The sequence below is a fragment of the Mesorhizobium sp. B1-1-6 genome (genome assembly GCF_006443035.1).
GTDB lineage: Bacteria > Pseudomonadota > Alphaproteobacteria > Rhizobiales > Rhizobiaceae > Mesorhizobium.
In genome coordinates this window covers 545,476-559,603 of sequence record NZ_VFWR01000002.1, presented here as the reverse complement: position 1 = coordinate 559,603, position 14,128 = coordinate 545,476, and the positions used below count along the sequence as shown (strand labels likewise).

Here is a 14,128-nt window from a genome sequence, read left to right as displayed (position 1 = left end):
AAAATGTAACCGTCACAAGGTTTGGGATCACGACGGCCGGCAGTGCTGGCAGTCACCTGCCTGCCGGTCCGTCCAGTTCAACCCTCACCCCAACAACGTCCGCTGCCGCTTGTTGCCGCCGGCCTTGCGCCAGGCATTGAAGCGATGGGTGGCGGCGGCAAAGGAAATCTTCATCTGCTGGGAGACCGAATAGCGCGACTTGCCTTCGTCGAACATGCGGTAGCAGCACTCGACGCCTTCCTCGGTCAGCTTGCCGTCGAGGGTCTTGTTGTGCGGGTTGGCGGGATCGAACTTCTCGATCTGCTGCTCGACCAGACCTTTCAGGCGCTGCAGATCGGCCTCGATGCTGGCTATGAGGTCGAGGACGGGTTTCGGGTCGAAGTGATGGGCGTGCGGCTTTGCAGTCATCGGCGGCTTCCTCGGTTGTTGGCTTGAGTTTGGTCATATAAGTGAACATTTGCCGATAATGAAGAGCCGGCGCCGAATGGCGGCTTCAACAAATCTTGACCGCTGCCCAGGCGCACGATTGACCGATGCGGCAGCAAACTTTAGTTTAGAACAATTCTAAACTAGGGTGATTTCCTCATGCTTTCCCGTGTTTTCGGCTTCGGCCGCCGCTCCTTCGATTCGCTCTCCGAACAGGAGATCCTGGCGCTTGCCATCTCGTCGGAAGAAGACGACGGGCGCATCTATCGCGCCTATGCGGATGGGCTGGCGGAGGATTTTCCGCAATCGGCCAAGATGTTCGAGGACATGGCCGAGGAGGAGGACGGTCATCGCGACGCGCTGATCGAGCTTTTCCGCAGGCGTTTCGGGGAGCGCATTCCGCTGATCCGGCGCGAGCATGTGAAGGGCTATTACGAGCGCAAGCCCGACTGGCTGGTCAAGCCGCTCGGCATCGAGCAGGTACGCCGCCAGGCCGAGGCGATGGAGCGGCAGGCCTATCTGTTCTATGTCGAGGCGGCCAGGCGCACCACCGATGCCTCGACCAGAAAGCTGCTCGACGAACTGGCGGCGGCGGAACAGAGCCATGAGAGCATGGCGCAGCGGCTGGAGCAGCAGCACGTGCCGGGCACCGTGAAGGTCGAGGAGGCGACGGCCGAGCAGCGCCAGTTCATCCTCACCTATGTGCAGCCGGGACTGGCCGGACTGATGGACGGCTCGGTATCGACGCTGGCGCCGATCTTCGCCGCCGCCTTTGCCACGCATGACACGTGGCAGACGCTTCTCGTCGGCCTCGCCGCCTCGATCGGCGCCGGCATCTCGATGGGCTTCACCGAGGTCGCCTCCGACGACGGCAAGCTGTCGGGTCGGGGTTCGCCGGTCAAGCGCGGCCTGACCGTGGGCATCATGACGACGCTCGGCGGCCTCGGCCATGCGCTGCCCTACCTGATCCCGCATTTCTGGACGGCGACAGCGGTTGCCGCCGTGGTGGTGTTCTTCGAACTCTGGGCCATCGCCTTCGTCCAGAACCGCTACATGCAGACACCCTTCCTGCGCGCGGCCTTCCAGGTGGTGCTCGGCGGCGCGCTGGTGTTCGCGGCGGGCGTGCTGATCGGGAACGCATAGGGGGAAGGACCTGCCGATTACCCGTGCACCGCCCGGCTATCCACCGGCGCCTGTTGCCTTTCACTCAAGCCATAATCGCGCACGACGTGCGCGATGCGCAGGCGGTAGCCGGCAAAGATGCCGCCGCGCCCGGCCTGCTGGGCCTGCCGGTGTTCTTGCGTGTTGCGCCAGGCCTTTACCGCTTCCTCGTCGCGCCAGAACGATAGTGACAGGATGCGGTCCGGATTGGCGAGGCTCTGGAAGCGCTCGACCGAGATGAAGCCATCGATGCTTTCAAGCAGCGGCCGCAACTGCGCGGCGATGTCCAGATAGGCATCGCGCCTGCCCGCGGCCGGCTCGACCTCGAAGATGACGGCGATCACGGCAGCACCAGCTTCGCGTGCGGGCCGGACGCCAGTTTCAGGAACATGCGGTCCTCCTTGAGGATGAATTTTTCACGGCGGGCGAATTCGTAGTTTGCCTTGCCGGCCGGGTCGGCGGCAAGCCGGGCCCTATAGGCTTCATAGGCAGCCAGGCTTTCTATGTTGTAGGCGGCATAGGCGGTCGTGGCCGAGCCTTCATGCGGCGCGTAGTAGCCGATCAGGTCGGCGCCGCAGCGCGGAATGGCCTGGCCCCAGTTGCGGGCATATTCCTCGAACGCGGCCTTGCCGAACGGATCGATCTCGTAGCGGATGAAGCAGGTGATGGTCATTTCGGTCTCCCTGAATTTGACGCACAGATAATTCGATCTCTGTCGAAACGTCGCCCACGCCGGTGTGCTAAGCAGTTTCCTGTCAGGAGCATCGTCAGCGCTCCTTGAGCTCAGCGAAGGATAGTGATTATCTGGCGAGAATGCTTCGATAGGGATGAAACTATACGCGAAGGACCCGACATTGCCCGCATCGCCAGCCTGATCGGCGACCCGGCCCGCGCCAACATGCTCAACGCACTGATGGGCGGCACGGCGCTGACGGCAAGCGAACTGGCGCTCGAGGCCGGCGTCTCGATGCCGACCGCCTCCTCGCATCTGTCGAAACTGATGGAAGGCGGGCTGCTGACCGTGGCAAGCCAGGGCCGGCATCGCTATTACGGGCTCGCCGGGCCGCAGGTGGCTGAAATGATCGAAGCCATCGCCGGCGTCGCCGAAACCATCGGCCCCAGGCGCGTGCGGCCGGGCCCGCGCGACGGGGCGATGCGCGTGGCGCGCGTCTGCTACGATCATCTTGCCGGCGAGCAGGCGGTGGCGATGCTCGACCGCCTCATCGACCGGAGACTGCTGCTGCGAGACCACGGCGAAATCCGCTTGGCGCCTTCGGCCGCCTCGCATTTCGCGGCGCTAGGGATCGATGTGGAGGCGAAGGCCCGGCGGCCGGTGTGCCGCGCCTGCCTCGACTGGAGCGTACGGCGCTCGCATCTCGCCGGCACGCTGGGCGCCGCCATCCTCGACAAGATCCTCACCGAGAAATGGGCGCGCCGGGAGAAGGACAGCCGCGCCGTGATTTTTTCGCCGCCCGGCAAACAGGCGTTCGAGAAGGTGTTTTTGGCTTGAGCTATCGGCGCTGTTGCCAGCATCGATTCGTCGGCGGGACAGGCGCGAAGGATCGCCGCACTGCAAATGCGGGCAGGATTACCCCCGCTTCAACACCTTCCCCTTCTTGAAGAAATCCTTCCACGGATCGGCTTCCGCGAGTTGCTTCAGCGTCGTCTTGTCGCCGATGGGGAATGCGTTCGGCGGCAGGCCGGCCTCGATCTCGGCCCAGGTCACCGGCATCGACACCGTGGCACCCTTCTTGGCCCGCGACGAGTAGGGCGCGACCGTGGTCGCGCCGCTGCCATTGCGCAGATAGTCGACGAATATCTTGCCGGTGCGCGCCTTCTTGGACAGCGTCGCGGTGTAGCGGTCGGGCGCGCCCTGTTCCAGCGCGCGCGCGAAATCATGGGCGAAGCCTTTCACCTCCTCCCAGTTGGCCGACGGCTTCAGCGGCACGACGACATGAAAGCCCTTGCCACCCGACGTCTTGACGAAATTGGGCAGCGACAGCTCGTCAAGCTTGCCCCTTATGTCGAGTGCCGCCGCCCGCACCGCCTTCACGTCGACGCCTTCATCGGGGTCGAGATCGAAGACGATCTGGTCAGGTCGTTCGAGCTCGTCGATGGTGCAACCCCAGATGTGGATCTCGACCACGCCGAGCTGGACAAGTGCCGCGACGCCGTCGAAGTCACGGATAAACAGGATTTCCTCGCCATCCGTGGGATCCCTCGTTTTCTCGATCTTGTCATGCATGCCTGGCGAGGCATGCTTCTGGAAGAAGCGCTGGCCGCCGACCCCGTCGGGGGCCCTGACCAGGCTGAGCGGGCGGTTGACCACGAATTGTTTCATGCGCGGCCACACCAGCGCGTAATGATCGAGCAGCCCCTGCTTGGATATCTTTTCGTCGGGCCACAGCAGCTTTTCCGGGTGGGACAGCTTCACCGTGGTGGTTGCCGCCCTTGCCGGCGTTGCGCCGCTTGACGCCGGCTTGGCCCGGGCCGTGCTTTTGCCTGTCGGTGCCTTCGGCTTTTCCTGCACGACTTCCTCCGCCGGCTTGTCCTCGCGCAGCCCCTGGAACGAGGCGTGGCGTACTATACGGTCGGAGGTCCAACTGCGGAACTCCACTTCGCCGACAAGCTCCGGCTTCACCCAGACCAGGCCCTTGCCCCTCGGCACGGCCTTGTCGAAGGGCGACGACTTCGTTTGCAGCGCATCGAGCTTCTTCTTCAGGGCATTGGCGCCGCCGGTCGAGAAGCCGGTGCCGACGCGGCCGGCATAGTGCAGCTTGCCGGCCTCGAAATAGCCAAGCAGCAGCGAACGCAGCCCGCGCCCGGTCTTGTCGGACGGCAGGTAGCCGGCGATGACGAACTCCTGTCGCAGCGTGCATTTCGACTTCACCCAGGACGGCCCGCGCCCGCTGCGGTAGACCGCGTCGGCGCGCTTGGAGACGACGCCCTCCAGTCCCATGCGGCAGGCATGCTCGAGCATGACCTTGCCGGGCTCGGCGAAATGGTCGCTGAAGCGGACCGCCGAATCCTCCGGCTGGCCGGCCAGCAATTCCTGCAAGGCCTGCTTGCGCTCGACCAGCGGCTCGCGGCGCAGGTCCCGCCCATTCAGCCGCATCAGGTCGAAGACGTAGTAGATGAAGCGATCCGTGCGCTTCGCCGACAGGTCGGCCTGCAAAAGCGCGAAGGAAGAGACGCCGCTGTCGGCCAGCACGACGATCTCGCCGTCGATGATGGCGTCGCTGCATTTCAATCCGGCGAGCTCGGCGACGATCGCGTCGCCGAATTTCTTCGTCCAGTCGAGGCCGGTGCGGGTGAGCAGCCGCACGTCCGTGCCGGCGATCTGCGTCTGCATGCGATAGCCGTCGAACTTCACCTCATGCAGCCAGTCCTCGCCCGGCGGCGCTTCCCGCTCGAGCGTGGCCAGTTGCGGCTCGATGAAGTCGAGGCGCTTTGCGTGTCCGGCCTTGGCTTGGGCGGCGGCCGGTTTGTTGGAGTGCCAGACCTTCGCCTTCTCCCCTTTCGCGGCCTTGCCCGCCCCGACCTCCTCGATCGTCAGGCCCGACTTCACCGATTTCGGCGCTTCCTCCAGAATATCCTCGCCTGGCCGGGCCGCGCCATCGTCGGACTTGATCAGCAGCCAGTTGTCACGCTTCTCTCCGGGGCGCGGTCTCAGCCGCACCAGGTGCCAGCGGCCGTGCAGCTTGTGGCCGTTGAGCTCGAAGTTGATATGGCCCTTCTTCATCGCCTTGGCCGGATCGCCCTCGGGCACCCATGTGCCCTCGTCCCAGACGATGACCGAGCCGGCGCCATATTCGCCCTTGGGAATGGTGCCCTCGAACGGCGCATAGTCGATCGGATGGTCCTCGACATGCACGGCGAGCCGTTTCTCGTGCGGATCGAGGCTGGGCCCGCGCGTCACCGCCCAGCTCCACAGCACACCGGCATGTTCGAGGCGCAGGTCGTAATGCAGCCTGGTCGCGGCGTGCTTGTGGATGACGAAGATGCCGCCTGCCTCGCTCTTCTTGCCGCGGGCGACCTTGCCGGGGGGTTCGGCGGTTTTCCTGAAATCGCGCTTGGCGTGATATTGTTCGAGGCTAGCCATCCCTTGATGTCCTCACGCCGATTTGCGCTTGGGCGCGGCTTCTTTCGGCTTGCCGCGTTTGACCGCCGGTTTGGCTTTCGCGGAGGCCTTGCCGCGGCGTTCGCCCGATCCGCCGTCCGACGAAAGGCTCTTCTTCAGAGCGTCGAAAAGATTGACGACGTTGGACGGCTTGGGCGCCGCTTTGGCCTTCGGCGCCTTGCGGCCCGCCTTCTTGGCGCGGATCAGTTCGAGCAGCGCATCCTCATACTTGTCCTCGAATTTCGAGGGATCGAACTTCGCCTTCTTCTTGTCGATGATGAGCTCGGCCAGATCGGTCATCTCCTGATCCGTCTTTACCGATTCGATGTCGCCGAAGACGGTGTCCGGCTGGCGCACCGTGTTGTCGTATCGCAACGTCGTCAGCACCATGCCCTTGCCGAGCGGTTCGATGACCACGGGACGTTCGCGCCGATAGAGCACGATGCGCGCCAGACCCGCCATCTTCTTGCCGGCCATCGCGTCGCGGATGACGGCGAAAGCGTCCTGCGAGACCTTGTCGGCCGGCGCGACGTAATAGGGCGTATCGAGATAGATCTGCTCGATGGAGGATTTGTCGACAAAGCCGTCGAGGCTCATCGTGTGCGAGGACTCGATCTGGATGGCCTCGATCTCGTCCTCTTCGATGTGGATGAACTTGCCATCGTCGTCCTCGTAGCCCTTTATCTCGTCGCCATCCTCAAGCGGCTTGCCGGTTTCGGCGTCGACATAGATCCGCTTCACCGTGTTGCCGGTCTCGCGGTTGAGGATGCGAAAAGAGACCTTCTCGGCATGGGTGACGACATTGGTCAGTTCGATGGCGCAGGTGACCAGCGAAAGCTTCAGATAGCCTCTCCAGGCGGGACGCGGCGCCATGATGATTTCCTGTAGAGAAGGACCTGGCTGGAACGGACGACGACCCCAACGGTTCCAATCCGGTCGAGCCAAGGCCGGCGCGATTGCCACCGGCCCCGGCTCTTTCAGCCCCTATTCGGCGGCCTGCAGGTTGATCTTGCTTTCCGCTATTTCGGTCAGCTTGCGATCCGTCGCCTGCTCTTCCTTGAGGTTCTTGGCCAGCACGTTGGCGCAGTCGCTGCGGCCAAGCTGCTTGGCCCAGGCGATCAAGGTGCCATAGCGGGTCATCTCATAGTGCTCGACCGCTTGCGCCGAGGCGATCAGCGCCGCATCCAGCACCTCCTTGTCGTCGACGTCGCCGCTGACGTCGTCGGCTTCCTCGAGGATGCCGTCTATGGCCGGGCAGTTGACCTCCTTGGCCTTGACGCCGTGCAGTTCGAACACCTGCTCGACGCGCTCGACATGGCCCCTGGTCTGCTCGAGATGTTTCTCGAAGCCGGCCTTCAGCTGCGGATCCGTCGCCTTGTCGATCATCTTCGGCAATGCCTTCTCGATCTGCTTTTCGGCATAATAGATGTCGCGCAGCGTGTGCACGAAGAGGTCGTCCAGGGTTTTGATGTCCTTCGAAAAGAAGCCCATGATTGCGGCCCTTCCTTTGCTCTTGCGGTTGCGGGTTAGCGTGGGGCCGCAGGTCGGCGGCCCCATGGGCCGGCCATGCCGGCTCGAAGAATCAACGTCTCGTCCCGGGCCGGGTTCCGGACTTGCGGCGGCGAGCAAGGAAATTCTCCCGCCAGGGCGAAAGCTGAAACGCAACCGCACCCAGGCGACATTCAAACGAAACATATGTGATGCAAAAGTCACACACGCCGAAATGGCGACAAAAGGCGTGGAAAGACCCCGAATCAGCCGCATTCCGGCCATGAAGCGACGGGTTTTCGACCAGAAATTAACATCGCGTTCACCGACTATTCACGCCTCGACGCTATGATTTCCGCAATTCGGAAGGGACACCCGAAAGTCGGGACAGGGACAGGTAAAATGAACTTCCTTACGCACCTCATCGGCTATGCCGCAGCCATCCGCGAATTCGTCGCGCCGACCTATCGGCCCGAGCGCTATTACATGCGCGGACCAGGCCCGGCCTGCGCTCGTCGCGGCACCTCGCTGGGCGCGCACTGACCATGACTTTCGAGAGCCGACACAACAGCCGCATCTGCAGGCCTGACGCCGAGTCGCGCGCCACCACCTATCGCGCCGAGCGCCCGGCTTTCGCCGATCGGCGGCGTGCGACATCGCCGCGGCTTTGAGACCGCCTTCGCCGGCTTAATGTCTCAGGACACGAGCCGCCGAGGCCCGCGTAAGCGACCTTCTCCAGTCCAGTCGGCCCCAGTCCAGTCGGGTCCAGTCCAAGCCGTCCTTCTGAATACCCTTCGATGCAACCCAGCCGCTGACCGTCTTCGACGGCGTCGGCTCCAGCCGGGATGATCGTGCGCTACCGGGGCCGGCTCGTGCCGTCCGGACCACACGGCTCCAGCACAATCGTGCCGCCGGCCACCTTGCCGAGTTCTCGGCAACCCTGATCTGTGCACAGTGTCCAACCATCACCGGTCGCGCCGGAGGCGGCGAGCATAAGGCTTCGCTGCGGCCCGGCCTTCGGCGCATAGGCCCACCAGCCGTCTCGCAGCACCGCGCCCTCGGGTGGTTCCATGCCGGCGCCCGAGCCCTTTATGCGCGCCTCGGTGACTTGCAGGCCGGAAGGCATCACCTTCCAGTGTTCCTCCCAGCGCGTGCGCTCCACCGAGTGCGTCCAGGACAGGGTGAAGGCGGCGGCCGCCAGCGTCACCGTCTTGCCGGCGGCAAGGATACACAGGCTCATGCTTGGGCCGTCGCCCGCCGCGCGCGCCAGAAATGCCAGCCGATCCAGGCAAACGACAATGCCCAGCCTGTCTCGTCGGTGAGCGGGATCGCCGCGACCAGCAGCACGCCGGCACAGAAGGCGACGAGCCGTTCCCACCACGCCATGCGCCTGGCAAGGAAGCCGACGGCGGCCGCGCCCCACAGCACGATGCCCATGCACGCCTTGACGACGATGTAGGCGACCTCGAGGGGGTAGCCGAACTGGGCGGCGATCGGGCCTGGATCCTGCAGCATGAGCGCCGGCGTGTAGACGGCCATGAACGGCACGACGAAACCGGCAATGGCAAGCTTGGTCGCCTGGATGCCGATCTTGAGGCCGCTTTCCCTGGCCATCGGGGCGGCCGCGAAAGCGGCCAGCGCCACCGGCGGCGTAAGATCGGCCATGATGCCGAAATAGAAAACGAACATGTGACTGACCACCAGCGGCACGCCGAGCGACAGAAGCGCCGGGCCGGCCAGCGAGGAGGTGATGATGTAGTTGGGAATGGTCGGGATGCCCATGCCGAGCACCAGGCAGGTGAGCATGGTCAGCACCAGCGACAGGAACAGATTGTCCTGGCCGATGGAGATGATCCAGCCGATGAAAGTGGAGGCGATGCCGGTGAGCGTCAGCGTGCCGATGACGATGCCGACGATGGCGCAGGCGATGCCGACCGGCAGCGCGTTCTTGGCCCCTTCGGCGAGTGAATCCACGCAGATCCGCAGCGTTTCGCGCCCGCCCTTGAAGGCGAAGCAGGCGACGACGAGAGCGACGATGACGAGGCCGAGTATGTTGACGCCGAAGCGCATGAACGAGGCGGCGGCGAGCCCGAGCGCCAGCCAGAAGACGACGCGGAAGGCGAGCGGTCCGATCAGGGCCGCCAGTGGCGTGCCGAGGATGAGCACGATGGTCAGCGCCAGCCCCATCGTGCCGGCGAAGATCGGTGTGTAGCCGGCAAACAGGAGATAGATGAGGGCCGCCAGCGGCAGCACCAGCGGCCAGTGCTGGCGCACGGCATCCCAGGGATTGGGCAGTTCGGCCTTGGCCATGCCGTGCAGGCCGGCCTTGCCGGCTTCCAGATGCACCTGCCAGAAACAGGCGCCGAAATAGAGCAGCGCCGGGATGATCGCCGCCTTGACCACTTCGGCATAGGGGATGTTCAGCGTCTCGGCCATGATGAAGGCAACCGCGCCCATCACCGGCGGCATGATCTGGCCGCCCATCGAGGAGGTCGCCTCGACGGCGCCGGCGAAGGCCGAGCGGAAGCCGAAGCGCTTCATCAGCGGGATGGTGAACTGGCCGCTGGCCACGACATTGGCAACGCCGGAGCCGGAGATGGTGCCCATCAGCGCCGAGGACAAAACGCAGACCTGCGCCGGGCCGCCGCGCCACGAGCCGACCAGGCCGAGCGCGAAATCGTTGAACAGCGCGATCATGCCGGCGCGTTCGAGGAAGGCGGCGAAGACGACGAAGATGAAGATATAGGCGGCCGAGACATAGACCGGCGTGCCGTATATGCCTTCGGTGCCATAGGCGAAAGTGTCGACGAGCTGGGCGAAATCGTAGCCGCGATGGATGAAGGGCGGCGGCAGATGGTTGCCGACGAAACAATAGGCGAGAAAGATGAAAGCGATGATCGCCAGCGGCAGTCCCATCAGCCGCCGGGCCGCCTCGAAGACCAGCACCACCAGCACCGCGCCGACGACAAGATCCGGCGTGGTGAGGAAACCGGAGCGGCGGATGAGGTCGGTGTAGAACACCCAATTGTAGAGGCCGGTGCCGAAGCCGAGCACGCCGAGCGCCCAGAACACGGCCTTGGCCGGCAGGCTTCGTGTGCGCAGGTTGGCGATCAGGCCAAAGCCGAGCAGCAGCAGGAAGCCGACATGCATGGCCCGCACCACCTGGCTCGGGATGCTGCCATAGGCGGCGACGTAGATCTGGAACACGGAAAAGGCGACGGCGATGAGGAAGGCAGCCTTGCCGGCGATGCCCTCGCCAAAGCCCGGCGGCAAGCCTTCGACCTGCTCTTCGGCGACGGGGAGATGGAAGGTGGAGGATTTGCCGTCGGCTGCTTCGCTCATCCGACGCACTCCAAAATGAGCGAATGACAGTGCGAAGACATCTCAGAAAGTCCTCGCCCTATTTCAACAACCCCTTCTCCTTGTAGTACCGCTCAGCGCCCGGATGCAGCGGCACCGGCATGCCGTCGAGCGCCTTTGCAGGATCGATCGCCTTGGCGGCGGCGTGGGCGGCGGCTAGTTGGTCGAGATGCTCGAACATCAGCTTGGTCATCTGATAGGCCGTCTCGTCGGAAACATCGGCGCGGGTGACGAGGAAATTGCCGACGGCGGCGGTCGCGACGTCCTCAGCCTGGCCCTCATAGGTGCCCTTGGGGATGACGACCGACAGATAGGGCGCGCCGATCTTGGCGACATCCTCGGCCGGCACGGCGACGACATTGATCGGCACCGAGGTGGCGAGGTCGCGGATCGAGGCGACCCCAAGGCCGGCCGACTGCAGCGTGGCATCGAGCTGGCGGTTCTTGATCAGCTCGACCGATTCGGCGAAGGGCAGGTATTCGACCCGGCCGAGATCCTCGTATTTCAGCCCGGCGGCGGCAAAGATGGCACGCGCATTGAGCTCGGTGCCGGAGGCCGGCGCGCCGACCGACAGGCTCTTGCCCTTGAGGTCGGCCAGCGTCTTGATGCCGGATTCCTGGCTGGCGACGATCTGGATGTAGTTGGGATAGATGGCGGCGATGCCGCGCAATTTGTCGAGCTTGCCGGGGAAGCCGGCCTCGGCATTGCCTTCGGCGGCCATCTTGACGGAATCGCCGAGCGCGAAGGCGATCTCGCCCTTGCCCTGCTGCAGCAGGTTGAGGTTCTCGACCGAAGCCTTGGTGGCCTGCACCTGGGTGCGGGCGCCTGCGATGCCCTTGCTGTAGATTTCCGACAGCGCCACGCCGAGCGGGTAGTAGACGCCCGACGTGCCGCCGGTCAGCACGTTGATGAATTCCTGTGCCCTGGCCGAGGCAATGCCGAGCCCAAGCGAAAGCGCCATTGCGCCGGCTGCAACGAACTTCGTTCTGAAATGGAACATCCGGTTTCCTCCCTGAAAATATTGGCTGCCGCACCACCTCCTCGATGCGAACCGGCCGAGTTTAGACGGCGGGCCGCAAATGCCAACCCGCAATTGCATTCATTAGACGAACGGTTGAATGGATGCGGAAACAGCTCCGGCTTGCGCGGGACGCGACCGTGGCCGAAAGATTTTTTCCGGCACCTGTCGAAATCGGCCCTTGCCGCGCGACATATGTCCGGCTCGCAAGGACGCGGCCTACGAAACCACGGGAGAAGACCCATGCGATACATGCTTTTGATCAACAACGACGAAGCCGCACTGGCGAACACGCCGATCGAGAAGGCTCAACAGATGAGCGCGGCCTATGGCGCCTATACCGAAGCGTTGAAGAAATCCGGCGCGTGGCTGGCCGGAGAAAGGCTGCGCCCGACTCAGGCAACCACCTCGGTGCGGATCACCGACGGCAAGACCAACGTGATCGACGGCCCCTATGCGGACACCAAGGAGCAGCTTGCCGGCTTCTACATGATCGAAGCGGCCGACATCGATACCGCCATCGAATGGGCCGCGCGCTGCCCGGCGGCCAGCACAGGCACGGTCGAGTTGCGGCCGATTTGGGAAATGGCCGAATACATGCCCAAGAAATGACGATGTGATGGACAGCAGCTCGCAGATTGCCCGGGCAGCCGCCGAGGCCGCCGCCCGGCAAAGCTACGGCAAGCTGGTCGCCTGGCTCGCGGCGCCCACGCGCGACGTGGCCGCCGCCGAGGACGCGCTGGCCGACGCCTTTGCCGCGGCGCTCGAACGCTGGCCACGAACCGGCGTGCCCGAAAAGCCGGAGGCCTGGCTGCTTGCCGTGGCAAGGCGGCGGCGTGTCGACGCGGTGCGGCGGCGGCTCACCAGCGAAGCCGGCCGCGACCATCTCAAGCTGATTGCCGAGGAGGCGGAGGCGTGCATGACCGACCAGGACCTGCCCGACGAGCGGCTGCGGCTGATGTTCGCCTGCGCGCATCCGGCGATCGAACCTGGCGTGCGCGCGCCATTGATCCTGCAGGCCGTGCTTGGCTTCGACGCCGCAACGATCGCCTCCGCCTTCCTGGTCCCGCCGGCGACAATGGGCCAGCGCCTGGTGCGGGCCAAGGCCCGCATTCGTGAAGCCGGCATTCCGTTCCGCGTACCGGAGCGGGCCGAACTCGGCGAGCGTCTGGATACCGTGCTGGAGGCCATATACGCGACCTTCGCCGAGGGCTGGTCCGACCCGGCGGGCAGCGAGACGCGGCGCCGGAACCTGGCCACAGAAGGGATCTGGCTCGGCAGGCTGGTGGCCTCGTTGCTGCCGGACGAACCGGAGGCGCTGGGCCTGCTTGCGCTGATGCTGTTCGCCGAGGCGCGCCGCACCGCGCGCCGCGATGGGTCCGGAGATTATGTGCCGCTCGCCGAGCAAGATCATGTGCTGTGGGATCATGCCTTGATCGATGAGGCGGAAACCCTGCTCGGCCGCGCCGCCTCCATGGGCGCCATCGGCCGCTACCAGCTCGAAGCGGCCGTGCAGTCCGTTCACGCGGCGCGGCGGCTGAGCGGCGAGACCGACTGGGTGGCGATCCGCGAACTCTACGACGCCTTGCTTTCGATCGCACGATCGCCCGTGGTGGCGATCAACCGCGCGGTGGCGATCGCCGAAGCCGAGGGCGCCGTGGCGGGGCTGGCGGCGCTGTACGTGCTTGGCGACGACAAGCGACTCAATGATTACCAGCCCTATTGGGCCGCCCGCGCCGGCCTTCTGGCCAGGCTCGGCCAGGTGCCGCAGGCGGTCGAGGCCTATGACCGCGCGATCGGCCTCGAAAGCGATCCGGCGGTACGCCGTTTCCTGCAGGTAAAACGCGCGACGCTCAGGCATTGAAATGCCCGACGGCGGTGCTTTGCCGGCGACCCGTTCAGCCCGGCCACATTTCGTGCGAGGCGTTGAGCGTCTTCATCAGCGGGTGCTCGCGAAGCCTGGCCCACAGGCGTTCGATGTCGGGCCAGGCAGTGCGTGCCTTGCCGCTGTCGGGATGCCAGGCCACCAGCATGGCCAGATAGATATCGGCCACCGACATCGCCTCGCCTGCCAGCCAGTCGCGGCCGCGCAAGGCGGCATCGACGACGGCAAAGCCGCGGTCCATCTCGGCCACGGCCGCCTGCTTGACGGCCTTGGCGCCGTCGGCGTCGGCCGTGTAGCGCGGCGCGTAGTAGAAACGCAGCACCGCCGGATAGAGGGCGGACGACATGAACGCCATCCAGCGCAGGAAGTCGGCGCGGGCCGGTTCATCGGCCGCCGGCGCCAGTCCGGCCCGCGGATGGCGTTCGGCGAGCAGGATGCAGATGGCCGCCGATTCGGTCAGCGAGCGGCCGTCCGGCAAGGTCAGCACCGGCACCTGGTTCAGCGGGCTGATGTGGAGGAAAGCGGGATCGGGCCGGTCGGATTTCGGTACGTCGATCTGCTCGAACGGCGCCTTGGCCAGCGCCAGGGCCGCCTCGACAACGAAGCCGCCGCTGCCGGGACGGGTGTAGAGCTTGTACATGAGGTCCTCCGCCGGCCCTGCGGGGGCCGG

General features: G+C 65.0%; 15 protein-coding genes. 5 read left to right on the top strand and 10 right to left on the bottom strand.

Going from position 1 to position 14,128, the window contains the following annotated elements; genetic code table 11:
- Positions 1-84: 84 nt before the first annotated feature.
- Positions 85-408: a hypothetical protein gene (locus FJ979_RS06445; protein ID WP_140491777.1), complete on the bottom strand. Its 324-nt coding sequence runs from the start codon at positions 406-408 to the stop codon at positions 85-87.
- 177 nt (positions 409-585) lie between these two features.
- On the opposite strand from FJ979_RS06445, the gene mbfA reads away from it, so the two are divergent.
- Positions 586-1,569 (top strand): iron exporter MbfA, encoded by a 984-nt coding sequence (mbfA, locus tag FJ979_RS06440; protein ID WP_140491779.1) that lies wholly within the window; start codon positions 586-588, stop codon positions 1,567-1,569.
- Between the two features lie 17 nt (positions 1,570-1,586).
- Here the strand turns inward: mbfA and FJ979_RS06435 are convergent, their stop codons facing one another.
- Both FJ979_RS06435 and FJ979_RS06430 read right to left on the bottom strand, forming a co-directional pair.
- Positions 1,587-1,931 carry an antibiotic biosynthesis monooxygenase gene (locus FJ979_RS06435; RefSeq protein WP_140580275.1) on the bottom strand — a complete coding sequence of 115 codons (345 nt, stop codon included), beginning with the start codon at positions 1,929-1,931 and terminating at the stop codon, positions 1,587-1,589.
- A complete protein-coding gene (locus tag FJ979_RS06430; protein ID WP_140491782.1) occupies positions 1,928-2,260 on the bottom strand; it encodes an NIPSNAP family protein in 333 nt (110 codons plus the stop codon). Before FJ979_RS06430 ends, FJ979_RS06435 begins: the two co-directional genes overlap by 4 nt.
- Before the next feature lie 162 nt (positions 2,261-2,422).
- Here FJ979_RS06430 and FJ979_RS06425 point away from each other — a divergent pair, with 162 nt between their 5' ends.
- Positions 2,423-3,097, top strand: coding sequence for a winged helix-turn-helix domain-containing protein (locus tag FJ979_RS06425; RefSeq protein ID WP_140554711.1), 675 nt, complete (start codon positions 2,423-2,425; stop codon positions 3,095-3,097).
- A gap of 78 nt (positions 3,098-3,175) precedes the next feature.
- Here the strand turns inward: FJ979_RS06425 and ligD are convergent, their stop codons facing one another.
- The 3 genes from ligD to FJ979_RS06410 form a co-directional block, all read right to left on the bottom strand.
- Entirely contained in the window at positions 3,176-5,689 is a 2,514-nt protein-coding gene (gene ligD, locus FJ979_RS06420) for a DNA ligase D (protein WP_140580273.1), read from the bottom strand.
- A gap of 12 nt (positions 5,690-5,701) precedes the next feature.
- Entirely contained in the window at positions 5,702-6,580 is an 879-nt protein-coding gene (locus tag FJ979_RS06415) for a Ku protein (protein WP_140514137.1), read from the bottom strand.
- 111 nt (positions 6,581-6,691) lie between these two features.
- The gene (locus FJ979_RS06410; protein WP_140491790.1) at positions 6,692-7,198 is read right to left on the bottom strand and encodes a ferritin-like domain-containing protein; all 507 of its coding nucleotides are present in this window, start codon (positions 7,196-7,198) and stop codon (positions 6,692-6,694) included.
- Positions 7,199-7,597: 399 nt separating this feature from the next.
- Here FJ979_RS06410 and FJ979_RS06405 point away from each other — a divergent pair, with 399 nt between their 5' ends.
- Complete coding sequence (locus tag FJ979_RS06405) at positions 7,598-7,738, top strand: hypothetical protein (protein WP_013892047.1); 141 nt, start codon at positions 7,598-7,600, stop codon at positions 7,736-7,738.
- A 313-nt stretch (positions 7,739-8,051) separates the two neighbouring features.
- Here the strand turns inward: FJ979_RS06405 and FJ979_RS06400 are convergent, their stop codons facing one another.
- From FJ979_RS06400 to FJ979_RS06390, 3 genes are read right to left on the bottom strand one after another with little or no spacing between them, the layout of a single operon-like run.
- Positions 8,052-8,435 (bottom strand): DUF1850 domain-containing protein, encoded by a 384-nt coding sequence (locus FJ979_RS06400; protein WP_140580272.1) that lies wholly within the window; start codon positions 8,433-8,435, stop codon positions 8,052-8,054.
- Entirely contained in the window at positions 8,432-10,537 is a 2,106-nt protein-coding gene (locus FJ979_RS06395; protein ID WP_140580270.1) for a TRAP transporter permease, read from the bottom strand. The genes FJ979_RS06400 and FJ979_RS06395 overlap by 4 nt, the downstream gene beginning before the upstream one ends.
- Before the next feature lie 58 nt (positions 10,538-10,595).
- Complete coding sequence (locus FJ979_RS06390; protein ID WP_140514134.1) at positions 10,596-11,555, bottom strand: TAXI family TRAP transporter solute-binding subunit; 960 nt, start codon at positions 11,553-11,555, stop codon at positions 10,596-10,598.
- Between the two features lie 261 nt (positions 11,556-11,816).
- On the opposite strand from FJ979_RS06390, the gene FJ979_RS06385 reads away from it, so the two are divergent.
- Entirely contained in the window at positions 11,817-12,185 is a 369-nt protein-coding gene (locus FJ979_RS06385) for a YciI family protein (RefSeq protein WP_140491798.1), read from the top strand.
- A 7-nt stretch (positions 12,186-12,192) separates the two neighbouring features.
- Positions 12,193-13,437, top strand: coding sequence for an RNA polymerase sigma factor (locus FJ979_RS06380; RefSeq protein WP_140580268.1), 1,245 nt, complete (start codon positions 12,193-12,195; stop codon positions 13,435-13,437).
- A gap of 34 nt (positions 13,438-13,471) precedes the next feature.
- Here the strand turns inward: FJ979_RS06380 and FJ979_RS06375 are convergent, their stop codons facing one another.
- Positions 13,472-14,098, bottom strand: a complete 627-nt coding sequence (locus FJ979_RS06375) for a glutathione S-transferase family protein (protein ID WP_140514133.1) — start codon at positions 14,096-14,098, stop codon at positions 13,472-13,474.
- Positions 14,099-14,128: the final 30 nt, after the last annotated feature.

Excerpts from the sequence above, each read along its gene's own strand:
- FJ979_RS06445 (WP_140491777.1), bottom strand. The coding sequence starts at position 408 with ATGACTGCAAAGCCGCACGCCCATCACTTCGACCCGAAACCCGTCCTC.
- mbfA (WP_140491779.1), top strand. The coding sequence starts at position 586 with ATGCTTTCCCGTGTTTTCGGCTTCGGCCGCCGCTCCTTCGATTCGCTC.
- FJ979_RS06430 (WP_140491782.1), bottom strand. The coding sequence starts at position 2,260 with ATGACCATCACCTGCTTCATCCGCTACGAGATCGATCCGTTCGGCAAG.
- ligD (WP_140580273.1), bottom strand. The coding sequence starts at position 5,689 with ATGGCTAGCCTCGAACAATATCACGCCAAGCGCGATTTCAGGAAAACC.
- FJ979_RS06415 (WP_140514137.1), bottom strand. The coding sequence starts at position 6,580 with ATGGCGCCGCGTCCCGCCTGGAGAGGCTATCTGAAGCTTTCGCTGGTC.
- FJ979_RS06410 (WP_140491790.1), bottom strand. The coding sequence starts at position 7,198 with ATGGGCTTCTTTTCGAAGGACATCAAAACCCTGGACGACCTCTTCGTG.
- FJ979_RS06405 (WP_013892047.1), top strand. The coding sequence starts at position 7,598 with ATGAACTTCCTTACGCACCTCATCGGCTATGCCGCAGCCATCCGCGAA.
- FJ979_RS06400 (WP_140580272.1), bottom strand. The coding sequence starts at position 8,435 with ATGAGCCTGTGTATCCTTGCCGCCGGCAAGACGGTGACGCTGGCGGCC.
- FJ979_RS06395 (WP_140580270.1), bottom strand. The coding sequence starts at position 10,537 with ATGAGCGAAGCAGCCGACGGCAAATCCTCCACCTTCCATCTCCCCGTC.
- FJ979_RS06390 (WP_140514134.1), bottom strand. The coding sequence starts at position 11,555 with ATGTTCCATTTCAGAACGAAGTTCGTTGCAGCCGGCGCAATGGCGCTT.
- FJ979_RS06385 (WP_140491798.1), top strand. The coding sequence starts at position 11,817 with ATGCGATACATGCTTTTGATCAACAACGACGAAGCCGCACTGGCGAAC.
- FJ979_RS06380 (WP_140580268.1), top strand. The coding sequence starts at position 12,193 with ATGGACAGCAGCTCGCAGATTGCCCGGGCAGCCGCCGAGGCCGCCGCC.
- FJ979_RS06375 (WP_140514133.1), bottom strand. The coding sequence starts at position 14,098 with ATGTACAAGCTCTACACCCGTCCCGGCAGCGGCGGCTTCGTTGTCGAG.